Source organism: Flavobacterium gillisiae (genome assembly GCF_900107635.1).
GTDB lineage: Bacteria > Bacteroidota > Bacteroidia > Flavobacteriales > Flavobacteriaceae > Flavobacterium > Flavobacterium gillisiae.
In genome coordinates, this window is sequence record NZ_FNRD01000016.1 from 68,940 (window position 1) to 81,844 (window position 12,905).

The following is a 12,905-nucleotide window of genomic DNA, read 5'->3' on the forward strand; positions in this document are numbered from 1 at the left end:
TCATGAAAAAAAAACATAAAAACGACAATAACCCAAAACATATTTTGTCTCCTAATGGCGTTAATTTTTATTTTATTTTTTTCTGAAAATATTGGTTAATATCTTGATGAAAAAAATACTTTTGGCACTTTACATTCCGATAAGACACTATTATTCAGTCTTTTATTTCAACTAGTTCTCATAGCTTGAATCCTTTGGTCATTTGGCACCTGGCAATCATAGATGAGATTCCGCAAAATAAAAAAACATACTGTTAGATCTAATTGTAAAGATAAAGATTAGAAAATAACACGGTTGATGTTTGGGAAGAGCTTCTGAACACTTATCTAAATAAAGATGTTAAGCTAGCTAATCGATAGTTTTTTAGAAAACTAAAAGCTAGATAATAAATAATAATTTACATGAAAGCACTACAAATCGTGAAATAAAGTAAAATTAAAGACAGCTTATCCATCAATGAGATCGAAAAACCTTCTTTAAAACAAAATGATATTTTAGTTGAAGTTAAAGCAACTTCGTTAAATACTATCGATTACAAAATGGTAGAAAGTAAACTGAAAGAGATGATTTCTTTAAACTTACCAAGCGCAATAGGTTTTGACGTATGTAGTGTGGTGGTTGAGAAAGGTGCAGATGTAAACAATTTCTAAATAGGAGATGAAGCCTTTTCCAGAGTGCCACAAGAAAAAATGGGTACTATTGCAGAATTTGTAAGTGTAAATAGTGACCTAGTTACTAAAAAAACCAAAAATAGTTCTTTCGAAGAAGCAGCAGCACTTACACCAATACAAGCCTTGGAGAGCGTTGGCATTAAAGAGAATGATAGAATTCTTATTCATGCTGAGGCTGGTGGTGTAGGTAGCTTTGCAATTCAATATGCTAAAGCTAAAGGAGCTATCGTATATACGACTACCAGCAGCGAAAATGTAGACTGGGTCAAAGCTTTGGGTGCTGACCGAGTAATCGATTATAAACCTGAAGATTATAAAGAGGTTGCAAACAATTTGGATATTGTTTTTGACACTTTAAGGAATGAGTACACCTTTGATGCTTTTGAAATCATTAAAGAAGGTGGAAAAGTGACTACGATAGTAGGTCCAAAGAAGAGTTTTTAAAATTCAATCTTAATAAGTTATCGGAATTAAATAAACTTAGCATTGAGGAAAATAAAATATTGTTTTGTAGCAAAAACATAGATGAAATAATGTACTTAATAATGAAAGGGTTACGGAGATTATAAAATACTTAGAGTTGAAAACGAAGGTTGACTGAAATCTTTATGAATTACTTTGTAATTAAATATTACTAAATTACTATTTAAGATTCTGAAAAATATTGGGGAGCCTAAATAAACTCCCCAATATCAAAATCTTTCAAATCCTTTTTATGCAAAATAGAAGAACCAGAATCCGTCTCTGAAGAAAGTGTACCGTCAAGCAGCTTGGCTATTTTTTGAGAAGCATCTTCTATAGAATTTTCCAATAAGTCGAATAATTCGGTTCCTTGTATTTTCTGAAGTAGGACTGCGGCTGTTTCCTTTTGAGAGGGTCTCAGTTTCTCTTTTTTTAACAACATCCCTACAGCACTTAATTCTTCAAAGGTAACCCCTTGGGCAAAACCGTTATCACCATCAGATATTCCACAACTATTCCATTCTTCCTCCTCATCCTCATCCTCAAAATCAGGTACATTTCCAAAAACTTCATCCAATTCTTCTTGTGCTATTTGTGAATCAACTTTTTCTTCGCCGATTTCAATATCAAAATTATCCGTTTTATGTTCCTGCTCTAGCTTTTGACTTTCATTGTCGTTTTTTGGCACAGCAAGGCTTCTTTGAGGCTTGGGCAGTCCCATAATATCAGGAAGCTTTGGATTGTTTTTTTCTTGTACTGGCTTTTGTCCCTGATATTTCTTAATTACAATTTTGTCTTGTAACAGCAGTACAATAATGATCAGCAAGCAAATTACGATTACTGTTTCCATAACTTCTTTATAAAATGGGTTTGTATTTATCGTTAAAACTCTTGGTAATCTGCTCACCAAATTCCTGAAAATGGTAATCTAGCATATTATCCAAATAAGCATAAATAGTGATCTTGTCTTCGCCTATCACCTGGACAATACGGGAAAGCTTTTCGTGGAAATCAGGTCTGATATAGACCGTTTTTCCGTCACGTGCATTGGTGTCAATTCTTTTGAAAAAGATACTTTCGTAATCCCCTTCGCTTGCCCGTTTCCCCCTACTCTTTTCCTTAATCATGGTTTTCTCTTTGGGAGGTTCTTTATAATTCCCGTTTTCCCTTTCCTTTTCTATTGGAACTTGTAAACCTTCTTTTTTTATACCATCCACCATCAAGTTCATCATCAACTCTTCGTTGATTTCGGGAGTACTTTTTTTCTTGCTTTCTTTCTCCATAACTCTATAATTGAATGATTTTTAAAAATTCGTTTATAAATTGATCTAACTGACAGGCTTTCATCAAACGTTCATCAGGTGGCATTACAGTAGATCGAAATACAGTTTTGCTATGTTCTTCACTTTCTTTACGAAAGCGAGTGCTGCTCTTAATTTGGCTTTGCATTAAACTTAAACCCAATTCATCAATTAGTTGGTTGTAAACTTTGTATAAAGGCGTACTTTCTCTACCGTCTACCTGATTCCAAAACAGGTTAATCGTTTCTATAGAAGTTGCTCCTTTTTTCATAATTACATCTTGCAATAGCTGCGTAAAAATGAGTGTGCTTTCCATAACCAAACGATCAGCCGTAATTGGCGTAAAAATGTGGTGCATTCCGGCCAAGGCTTTCAGAATACCAGGAGTATTCACCGTTCCAGGGAGATCAAAAAACAGAACATCAATTGGTATATCAGAAGTATTTAAAAATTCCTGAGCAGCCTTCAATACGCTTTCCGCTTTGTGTTGTAGAATGGGATAGGCTTTTTTGTTGATGGTGGTAAATTGTTTGTAGGCTAGTTTTTTCAAATGCTCATTTTCCATAACCATAGCCAGATCACGAGATTTCATTTTAATCAAACTATGTTGCGGAAAATCGGCATCAAAGACGGCTACGTTGTAACCTAATCGATAGTGCAATGTACTTGCAACTAATGTCGTAAACGTACTTTTTCCGACACCTCCTTTTTGAGAAGAAAAAGCGATAAATTTTGTGTTTTGATTTGCATTCATAGTTCCACTGTTTTTAATTATTTATATTGGTATTTACTTGCATTTGTATTTCTTTAAATAGATACCTAGAGCAATATGTCTGTACCTCTTTATCTATGATTTTATGTAGTTAAGTAGGCCGTTAACAAAATATCTGCACATTGCGTTATGTATGTATATCTGTAGGCAATGCCATGAATATTTATCCGCAGAAGTTCTTAATCATATAACTACCTAGTTCAATCTATCTCTATTTATAACTGTATGACTGTACTTTTCTATAGTGATACTTATGTAATTATGTTGTTACGTACATAGCTAACTAGGTATACCTGTTTGTTTATAAGTACAAAGAAACAGAGCGATATAAGTGCTTTTAACATTGTGGTTGTTCTTGGCTTTTATTGACACGGTTTGGCAATTCCTTTAAGCATAACCCTAAACCAATCAATGTCTTACTTTGTAAAAAGACAAAACAGATTAAAAAATGAAGGCCATAAATCGAATTTCAAACAAGAACTGGAACGGCCTTAAGCCGTTTTTCCCTGCTCTATTAAATCTGTCCTGCCGACAGGCGGACGGATTATCTGTTCACCAGAACAGAGCAAGTTGTGTTTTGAGGCACTCGAAATGAATTCCGTGCCTCAAAACAACTTACCCGCCGCGGCGGGGCTAAAACTCCCTCCGAAGTCGGGGTTTTCTAAAAATTAAAATTGGAATGATGATGGAGAATCAAGAGAACAAAAAACAACACAAAGGTGGTAGGAATCCCAAAAAGGATCCTAGCATTCATCGTTATGTTTTTCGTTTAACGGATCAGGAAAATGCTAAATTCCTTTCGCTTTTTGAAGCTTCGGGATTAGACAATAAAGCTCGTTTTATTACTTCTGTTTTATTTGAAAAGCAAATAAAAACGGTAAAAGTAGATATGGCAGCAATGGATTATTATATGCGCTTAACCACTTTGTATGGTCAATTTCGTGCAGTTGGTGTCAATTACAATCAAATTGTGAAGATATTGTACCGCAATTTCTCCGAAAAGAAAGCAGCAGCTTACCTCTTTAAATTGGAAAAACAAACAATAGAATTAGCGCAGTTATGTCGCGATATCGCTCAATTAACAGCAGAGTTTGAACTGAAACATTTGAAACAAGAAGAAAAATGATAGCAAAAATTGGTCGTGGTGCAAATATAATTGGTGCGCTTTCGTATAACCAATTAAAAGTTGACCAAGAAAATGGAGCAATACTAGCGACCCATAGAATAAGAGAAACAGTCAATGGACAGTTTACCGTCAATCAATTATACAGGTCTTTTGAACCTTATTTAATGGCAAATAAACGAACAGAAAAACCTGTTTTGCACATCTCAATAAATCCAAATCCAAATGATAGTGTTACTGATGATGACTTCAAAAAGATTGCGAAAGATTACATGGGCCTTATGGGATATGGTGACCAGCCTTATGTAGTTTTTAAACATACTGATATTGAGCGAACGCACATTCATATCGTTTCGACCTGCGTTGATCGTTACGGTAAAAAGTTATCTGATTCCTATGAGAAATTGCGCTCTATGAATGCTTGTCGCGAACTGGAACAAAAATATCAATTACTTCCTGCTACTGAAAAGAAACACAATTCGAAAGAAGTAATTTTCAAACCTGTTGACTACAAAGAAGCTAATATAAAAAGTCAAATAGCATCGGTAATTCGGCATTTGCCAAAGTATTACCAGTATCAAAGTTTAGGAGCTTATAACGCATTACTCTCTCTATTTAATATCACTGCCGAACAAATAACAGGAGAAATTCAAGGTAAGACGAAGCAAGGACTCATCTATTTTGCATTGGATAATAAAGGAGAAAAAGCAACAAATCCGTTTAAATCCTCTCTCTTTGGAAAACAGGCTGGAATGGAAAGTTTACAAAATCATTTTGAACAATCAAAAGTTAAAATGAAAACAGAACCTTTAAAAGAGATCCTGAAAAATTCGATTGAAGTTGCCCTACACACCACAACTAGTGAAACTGACTTAAAAAAACAATTAATAGATCAGGGAGTTAATACCGTTGTTCGAAGAAATGACCAAGGGCGAATATACGGAATGACTTTTATCGACCACGAATCCCGTACTGTTTGGAATGGATCCCAATTGAGTAAAAATTTATCTGCCAACGTTTTTAATGAACTATGGAAAAAGGATGGAACTCACCAAGTTCCGAATCCTATTAAAATTGACAAAACAGTTTTACCTAAAAATAAAGAGAAAGATTCCAAACCCGAAAATGAAAAACCACACGCCCTTTTCGATTTCCTTAATGGAAATAATTCAACCCATTCTACTACTGATTTTAGTCTTGTAGAAAGCCTTGGAAGTTTGTTACCAAATGGACAAGGTGAAGATTATGAAGAGCAAGCATTTGCTAATCAAATGAAGAAAAAGACGAATCGAAACAATCATCGCGGCAAGAAATAGTTTCAGCGAGAAAACAAATGCCAATGAACGCCAATGGAGGTCAGTTACCTCAGATTCCTTTACGTTTGATCTACTTTCGCTCGTTACATTTTAAATATTTCTACTATGCAAGGAGAAGACGATTTAAGAGGACTTGCCAAAATAATGGCTTTCATGCGTGCGGTAAGCATACTATTATTATTGATGCACTTTTACTGGTTTTGCTATAGTTTTTTCTTAGAAAAAGGTTGCACGCTAGAAATCATCAATAAAATACTTGGCAATTTCCAACGAACAGCCAACCTATTTTCTCATACTTTGTATACCAAGTTATTTGCTTTGGTTTTATTGGCGTTAAGCTGTTTGGGAACAAAAGGAGTAAAAAACGAAAAAATTAGTTGGACAAAAATATACAGTGCCTTAATCATTGGATTTATACTTTTCTTTCTCAACATACCCTTATTAAAATTGTCAGCCGAGATTGCTACTTCCCTATATATTTTGACCACCTCAGCGGGTTATATTTCGTTAATGGTAGCTGGTGTATGGATTAGCCGCCTACTGCGTACCAATCTTATGGACGATGTTTTCAATAATGAGAATGAAAGCTTTATGCAAGAAACCACATTGATGCAAAATGAATATTCTGTTAACTTGCCAACCAAGTTTTATTACAAAGGAAAATGGTATGAAGGTTGGATTAATGTAGTAAATCCATTTCGAGCCTCCATTGTTTTAGGAACACCTGGATCTGGAAAAAGTTATGCTATTATAAATAACTACATCAAGCAGCACATTGAAAAAGGATTTTCGATGTACATCTACGATTTCAAATTCGATGATCTTTCCACCATTGCTTACAATCATTTATTAAAGCATAGCGATAAGTATACCGTTAAACCAAAATTCTATATTATCAACTTTGATGATCCTAGCAGAAGTCACCGATGTAATCCCATCAATCCCCATTTCATGACGGACATCTCAGATGCTTATGAGTCAGCTTATACCATTATGTTGAACCTTAACCGCAGTTGGATACAAAAGCAAGGGGATTTCTTTGTGGAATCTCCAATTATATTACTGGCCGCCATTATCTGGTATCTGAAAATTTATGATAACGGAAAGTACTGTACTTTTCCGCATGCTATTGAATTACTGAACAAAAAATATGTTGATGTATTTACCATCCTTACTTCCTACCCTGATCTCGAAAACTATTTATCTCCGTTTATGGATGCTTGGCAAGGTGGTGCTCAGGATCAGTTGCAAGGGCAAATCGCTTCCGCAAAAATTCCTTTGTCTCGAATGATTTCGCCTCAACTTTATTGGGTTATGACTGGAGATGATTTTTCGTTAGACATCAATAACCCTCAGGATCCTAAAATTCTTTGCGTTGGAAATAATCCTGACCGACAAAATATTTATTCGGCGGCACTGGGTTTGTACAATTCTAGAATCATAAAATTAATCAATAAGAAAGGAAAATTAAAAAGCTCCGTGATCATTGATGAGTTACCAACAATTTATTTCAGAGGTTTGGATAACCTGATAGCCACCGCCAGAAGTAATAAAGTAGCGGTATGTTTGGGTTTTCAAGATTATTCGCAATTGACACGAGATTATGGCGATAAAGAAAGTAAGGTAATCCAAAATACTGTGGGGAATATCTTTAGTGGTCAGGTTGTGGGAGAAACAGCCAAAAGCTTATCTGAACGCTTTGGAAAAGTATTGCAGAAGCGTCAGAGTCTAACCATTAATCGAAACGATAAATCAACTTCAATTTCCACACAATTAGACAGTCTGATTCCAGCTTCTAAAATCTCTACACTTACGCAAGGAATCTTTGTAGGAGCTGTTGCAGATAACTTTGATGAACGCATTGAACAGAAAATTTTCCATTCTGAAATTGTGGTAGACAATCAGAAAGTAGCTGCAGAAACCAAGGATTATAAAAAAATACCGGTAATCCTATCTTTCGTTGATGAAAACGGACAAGACAATATGAAGACTGAAATTGAGGCTAATTACAAACAGATAAAAAGAGATATTGTTTTAATTATCGAAAGTGAATTGGATCGTATCAAAAATGATCCTGATTTACAACATTTGGTGCAAGAGGGTTAGTTGAAAAGAATATCAACTATCAAGCAGACTTAATTACATAATGCTCCAATAGAGTTTCTAAGTATTCTATTTATATAAAACCATTCAAGAAACAAACGCAAAAATGTTTGTTATTATGTACAAATTGATTGTTTTTGTTCATAATAACGAACGTATGTAAAAATGAGCACCAAAAAATAAATCTTGTTCCATAACCACCTATGCTCCAAGAAGCGAACAAGAACTAACTAAAAAGTATTCAATATTTAGAAAAAAATAGTAAGAAGTAAAAAATAAATGATACAAATTCAAAGAATAATTATAGTTTTATCTCCTCTTTTTTGAGATATAATAGTAATTTAGATGCCTTTACTTACACAGCAATAAACTGTATCAGTAAAGACCTTAAAAGAACGGAATCAACAGTACTAGAATAATTTGAATTCCTTCATAAAGTGCAAATAGTACTTTTTTACATAAAATAATATAAGTTAACCCAAAAGATTTACAAAAAGAATAATAATGACAAGTACAGCACAAAGAGCAGAATTACAAGCGAAAATATGGAGAATAGCCAACGAAGTACGTGGCTCAGTAGATGGATGGGATTTCAAACATTTTGTTTTAGGAGCGCTTTTCTACCGATTTATAAGTGAAAATTTTACAAAATATATTGAGGGTGGTGATGAAAGTGTAGATTACGCCAATTTTGCAGATGATCAAATAGTAGCAGAAATAAAAGACGATGCGATAAAAACAAAAGGATATTTCATTTATCCTAGTCAACTTTTTGTAAATATTACTAAAACTGCGAATACCAATCCAAACCTGAATACCGATTTAAAAACAATTTTTACTGCTATTGAAAGTTCAGCGAATGGCTATCCATCAGAAGAAGATATCAAGGGATTGTTTGCCGATTTTGATACTACAAGTTCTCGATTAGGAAATACTGTTGAAAATAAAAACAGTCGTTTAGCAGCGGTGATTAAGGGCGTAGAAGAACTAAATTTCGGAAATTTTGAAGACAACGAAATTGACCTTTTTGGGGATGCCTATGAATTTTTAATCTCCAATTACGCAGCTAATGCTGGTAAATCAGGAGGTGAATTTTTTACACCACAACATGTATCGAAATTGATTGCACAGTTGGCAATGCACAAGCAAACCACTGTAAATAAAATTTATGACCCTGCAGCAGGTTCTGGTTCTTTACTCCTACAAGCCAAAAAACATTTTGATAATCACATTATCGAAGATGGTTTTTATGGCCAAGAAATAAACCACACAACATACAACTTGGCGCGTATGAACATGTTTTTACACAACATCAATTACGATAAGTTTCATATTGTATTGGGAGACACGCTAAAAGACCCACAATTAGGCGATGAAAAACCCTTTGATGCTATTGTATCTAATCCTCCCTATTCGGTAAAATGGATTGGAGATGAAGACCCAACATTAATCAACGACGACCGCTTTGCACCTGCTGGTGTATTAGCACCAAAATCAAAAGCAGATTTTGCCTTTGTGCTTCATGCATTGCATTATCTATCTCCAAAAGGAAGAGCTGCATTGGTTTGTTTCCCCGGTATTTTTTACCGTGGTGGTGCCGAACAAAAAATTAGAAAATACTTAGTGGATAATAACTTTGTAGAAACCATTATATCCGTAGCTCCCAATTTGTTTTATGGAACCTCTATAGCGGTTACGCTTTTGGTACTTTCTAAACATAAGACAGATACTACCACACAATTTATTGATGCCAGCGGCGAAGATTTCTTCAAAAAGGTAACCAATAACAATATGATGACCGATGCGCATATTGAAAAAATAATGGACTTATTTGATCGTAAAGAAGATGTGCCTCATGTTGCCATTTCTATCGACAATACTAAAATTGCAGATAACGATTACAACCTATCTGTGAGTTCTTATGTAGAAGCAAAAGACAATCGTGAAAAGATTGACATTACCGAATTGAATAAGGAAGTTGCCAAAACAGTAAAAAAAATTGATAAGCTGCGTGTGGATATTGATACCATTATAAACGAAATAGAAAGCTAAATCATGGACGAGAAGAAAACAAATAGCAAATCAATTAGTAGATCTTCTGCTGCAGAATACTTAACATTTATTGCTGCCACAGGAGATGGAGGTGTAGATGTTATTTATGCAGATGAAAACATTTGGCTGTCACAAAAAATGATGGGCATTTTGTATGATGTAAATATACGCACCGTAAATGAGCACTTAAAGCGTATTTTTGCCGATAATGAAGTAGATGAAAATTCAGTTGTCCGGAATTTCCGGATAACTGCCACCGATGGAAAAAATTACCAAACCAAACACTACAACCTCTCTGCAATTATTGCCGTAGGTTACAAGGTAAACTCTGAACGAGCCGTATTATTTAGAAAATGGGCAACGCAAATTGTAAAAGAATTTACAATTAAAGGTTTTGCTATGGATGATGAACGTTTGAAAAATGACGGCACCATTCTGGGTAAAAAATACTTTGAAGAACAGCTACAACGAATAAGAGAAATTCGAATAAGCGAACGAAAATTCTATCAAAAAATAACCGATATATACGCCACAGCAATTGACTATGACGTAACTGCCAAAGCAACCCAACGCTTTTTTGCCACCGTACAAAACAAATTACATTGGGCAATTCACGGCAATACTGCAGCAGAACTCATTGTAAACAGAGCCAACCATCAAAAAGAAAACATGGGTTTAGCTACTTGGAAAGATGCACCAAGGGGTAAAATTCAAAAATTTGATGTTGCTGTTGCTAAAAATTATCTATCCGAAATAGAGATGCAACAATTACAGCGTTTGGTTTCTGCTTATCTGGACCTTGCCGAAGATATGGCTTTGAGACAAATTCCGCTAACTATGGAAGATTGGGAAACGCGCTTGAACAGATTTATAGAAGCAACTGATAGAGAAATTCTCCAAAATGCAGGCAAAGTAACGGCAGAAATTGCCAAAGCACATGCCGAGACCGAATTTGAAAAATATAGAATCGTACAAGACAACTTGTTTGAAAGTGATTTTGACAGAATGCTTAATAAACAATTACCTAACAAAGAAGATCAAGCATGAGTTATTTAGAAAAATTATTGGATGGCGTGGAAGTGGAATGGAAACCTTTGGGTAATGTTTTTGATATATTTGCTGGTGGAGATGTTCCTAAAGAAGCATTATCTGAAATTGAAACAAAAGAGTTTAATATTCCAATTCTATCAAATGGTATTGATAAGAAGTCTCTTTATGGCTGGACAAACATACCTAAAATAAAGAAACCAAGTTTAACAATATCTGCTAGGGGTACAATCGGGTGGACTAGCTATCGAGACAAACCTTTTTTTCCAATAGTAAGGCTACTAGTATTGACACCAAAAGTAGAGTTAAATCCAAAATTTGCGTACTATTATATGAAAACTATTGAGGATAAATACAATGTACCTCAAAATGGGATTCCTCAACTTACCAAGCCAATGGTAAAAGATATTTCATTCCCAATTCCCTGCCCAGAAAATCCTAAAAAATCACTCGAAATTCAGCAAAAAATAGTTGCAATTCTTGATTCTTTTACAGAGCTTACAGCAGAGCTTACAGCAGAGCTTACAGCAGAGCTTACAGCACGAAAATTGCAGTATAGTCATTATAGAGAGAAATTACTAATCTGTGATGATAGAAAAGTGGAATGGAAGACTTTGGGAGAGGTTGCAATTTATTCAAAAGAACGCATAAGTTCCGAAAAATTAGATGAAAAAAATTACGTAGGTGTTGATAATCTATTACAAAATCGTGAAGGTAAAACAATTTCTACTCACGTTCCTCAATCTGGAAATTCAACAAAATTCAATAAGAACGACATCTTAATAGGTAATATTCGACCATATCTAAAGAAAATTTGGTTTGCAGATTGCTTTGGTGGCACAAACGGTGATGTTTTGGTTATTCATCCAACTGATAAAAATATTTCCTCAAGGTTTTTATATCAAATTTTAGCTGACGACAGTTTCTTTGAATATAATATGCAACACGCTAAGGGTGCTAAGATGCCTCGTGGTAATAAAGATAAAATTTTAGAATATCGTATTCCAATTCCACCAATGGAAGAACAAAACCGCATAGTTTCTATTCTTGATAAATTCGACACGCTTACTACTTCAATAAGCGAAGGTTTGCCAAAAGAAATTGAATTAAGAAAAAAACAGTACGAGTATTATAGAGATTTGTTATTAACGTTCAAACAGCAAAATGTCTAAAATTTCTATACGTTTTTTTGATGATCGCGAAGTGCGAGCCGTTTGGGATGATGAAAATGCCAAATGGTGGTTTAGCGTGTTAGATATGGTAGCGGTTTTAAGAAACAAAGAAGATTACACTAAAAACCGAAACTATTGGAAATACCTAAAAGCTAAACTAAAGAAAGAAAATAGTGAGTTGGTTAGTAACACTACCCAACTGAAATTAGTAGCTAACGATGGCAAGCGATATGCAACAGATATGCTCGACTATGAAGGTATAATAGCCTTGGGGAAACAATTCCCTAGCAAAACCGCCAACCGTTTTATCAATTGGTTTACTTATAGCCCAGAAAGTATAGATGGCAAGAGCAAAACCAAGGCGTATGCCTTATTTGAAACCAGTTTTGTAGAGAGTCTTGAAGTAGGAACAGCCAAAGGTTTACAACAAATACACGCTTATTTATTTGGGGGATTATATGATTTTGCTGGACAATTACGAACTAAAAATATTTCAAAAGGAGGATATAGATTTGAATATGCACACTATCTAAATAGTACTTTGCTAAAAATAGACACTATGCCCGAAACCAATTTTAATGAAATTGTAGAAAAATATGTGGCTATGAACAAAGCACACCCATTTATGGAAGGCAGCGGCAGAAGTACCCGAATTTGGCTAGACTTGATATTGAAAAAACAAGAAAAAAAATGCATCGATTGGAGCAAAATAAGCAAAACCAATTATATGAATGCAATGATTATAAGTTCGGTAGATAGCAGCGTTTTAAACGCACTACTTAAGACAGCAATTACCACTGACATTAACAGCAGAGAAATGTATATGAAAGGCATCGATTATTCATATTATTATGAAGAAAATGAATAATCAAACTAAAAAATTAAT

General features: G+C 34.5%; 10 protein-coding genes and 1 pseudogene. 8 read left to right on the plus strand and 3 right to left on the minus strand.

Translation table 11 applies throughout. The annotated features are described in order from the left end of the window. Positions 1-434: 434 nt before the first annotated feature. Positions 435-1,100, plus strand: a pseudogene (locus tag BLV35_RS19775) (NADP-dependent oxidoreductase); the annotation flags it as partial. A 244-nt stretch (positions 1,101-1,344) separates the two neighbouring features. Here the strand turns inward: BLV35_RS19775 and BLV35_RS18065 are convergent. The 3 genes from BLV35_RS18065 to BLV35_RS18075 are packed head-to-tail and all read right to left on the minus strand — an operon-like array spanning position 1,345 to position 3,188. Continuing rightward, complete coding sequence (locus BLV35_RS18065) at positions 1,345-1,983, minus strand: conjugal transfer protein TraD (RefSeq protein ID WP_091093522.1); 639 nt, start codon at positions 1,981-1,983, stop codon at positions 1,345-1,347. Between the two features lie 7 nt (positions 1,984-1,990). Next, on the minus strand, positions 1,991-2,416 hold the full coding sequence (locus BLV35_RS18070; RefSeq protein ID WP_091093525.1) for a DUF3408 domain-containing protein: 426 nt from the start codon (positions 2,414-2,416) through the stop codon (positions 1,991-1,993). A 4-nt stretch (positions 2,417-2,420) separates the two neighbouring features. Next, positions 2,421-3,188, minus strand: coding sequence for a ParA family protein (locus tag BLV35_RS18075; protein ID WP_091093527.1), 768 nt, complete (start codon positions 3,186-3,188; stop codon positions 2,421-2,423). Between the two features lie 703 nt (positions 3,189-3,891). Between BLV35_RS18075 and mobA the strand changes: the two genes are divergently transcribed. The 7 genes from mobA to fic all read left to right on the plus strand — a co-directional run bounded on the left by mobA (position 3,892) and on the right by fic (position 12,887). Beyond that, positions 3,892-4,332 carry a conjugal transfer protein MobA gene (gene mobA / locus BLV35_RS18080; RefSeq protein ID WP_091093529.1) on the plus strand — a complete coding sequence of 147 codons (441 nt, stop codon included), beginning with the start codon at positions 3,892-3,894 and terminating at the stop codon, positions 4,330-4,332. Next, a complete protein-coding gene (mobB, locus tag BLV35_RS18085) occupies positions 4,329-5,645 on the plus strand; it encodes a conjugal transfer protein MobB (protein ID WP_091093532.1) in 1,317 nt (438 codons plus the stop codon). Before mobA ends, mobB begins: the two co-directional genes overlap by 4 nt. 105 nt (positions 5,646-5,750) lie before the next feature. Beyond that, the gene (mobC, locus tag BLV35_RS18090; RefSeq protein WP_091093534.1) at positions 5,751-7,751 is read left to right on the plus strand and encodes a conjugal transfer protein MobC; all 2,001 of its coding nucleotides are present in this window, start codon (positions 5,751-5,753) and stop codon (positions 7,749-7,751) included. A gap of 501 nt (positions 7,752-8,252) precedes the next feature. Beyond that, the gene (locus BLV35_RS18095; protein ID WP_091093538.1) at positions 8,253-9,800 is read left to right on the plus strand and encodes a type I restriction-modification system subunit M; all 1,548 of its coding nucleotides are present in this window, start codon (positions 8,253-8,255) and stop codon (positions 9,798-9,800) included. Positions 9,801-9,803: 3 nt separating this feature from the next. Beyond that, on the plus strand, positions 9,804-10,847 hold the full coding sequence (locus BLV35_RS18100) for a virulence RhuM family protein (RefSeq protein WP_091093540.1): 1,044 nt from the start codon (positions 9,804-9,806) through the stop codon (positions 10,845-10,847). After that, entirely contained in the window at positions 10,844-12,019 is a 1,176-nt protein-coding gene (locus tag BLV35_RS18105; RefSeq protein WP_091093542.1) for a restriction endonuclease subunit S, read from the plus strand. The genes BLV35_RS18100 and BLV35_RS18105 overlap by 4 nt, the downstream gene beginning before the upstream one ends. Beyond that, positions 12,012-12,887 carry a protein adenylyltransferase Fic gene (gene fic, locus BLV35_RS18110; RefSeq protein ID WP_091093545.1) on the plus strand — a complete coding sequence of 292 codons (876 nt, stop codon included), beginning with the start codon at positions 12,012-12,014 and terminating at the stop codon, positions 12,885-12,887. Before BLV35_RS18105 ends, fic begins: the two co-directional genes overlap by 8 nt. Positions 12,888-12,905: the final 18 nt, after the last annotated feature.

What these genes read in the sequence shown, in the direction of transcription:
- BLV35_RS18065 (WP_091093522.1), bottom strand. Translation starts at nt 1,983, where the DNA reads ATGGAAACAGTAATCGTAATTTGCTTGCTGATCATTATTGTACTGCTG.
- BLV35_RS18100 (WP_091093540.1), top strand. Translation starts at nt 9,804, where the DNA reads ATGGACGAGAAGAAAACAAATAGCAAATCAATTAGTAGATCTTCTGCT.
- BLV35_RS18070 (WP_091093525.1), bottom strand. Translation starts at nt 2,416, where the DNA reads ATGGAGAAAGAAAGCAAGAAAAAAAGTACTCCCGAAATCAACGAAGAG.
- mobB (WP_091093532.1), top strand. Translation starts at nt 4,329, where the DNA reads ATGATAGCAAAAATTGGTCGTGGTGCAAATATAATTGGTGCGCTTTCG.
- mobA (WP_091093529.1), top strand. Translation starts at nt 3,892, where the DNA reads ATGGAGAATCAAGAGAACAAAAAACAACACAAAGGTGGTAGGAATCCC.
- BLV35_RS18075 (WP_091093527.1), bottom strand. Translation starts at nt 3,188, where the DNA reads ATGAATGCAAATCAAAACACAAAATTTATCGCTTTTTCTTCTCAAAAA.
- BLV35_RS18105 (WP_091093542.1), top strand. Translation starts at nt 10,844, where the DNA reads ATGAGTTATTTAGAAAAATTATTGGATGGCGTGGAAGTGGAATGGAAA.
- fic (WP_091093545.1), top strand. Translation starts at nt 12,012, where the DNA reads ATGTCTAAAATTTCTATACGTTTTTTTGATGATCGCGAAGTGCGAGCC.
- BLV35_RS18095 (WP_091093538.1), top strand. Translation starts at nt 8,253, where the DNA reads ATGACAAGTACAGCACAAAGAGCAGAATTACAAGCGAAAATATGGAGA.
- mobC (WP_091093534.1), top strand. Translation starts at nt 5,751, where the DNA reads ATGCAAGGAGAAGACGATTTAAGAGGACTTGCCAAAATAATGGCTTTC.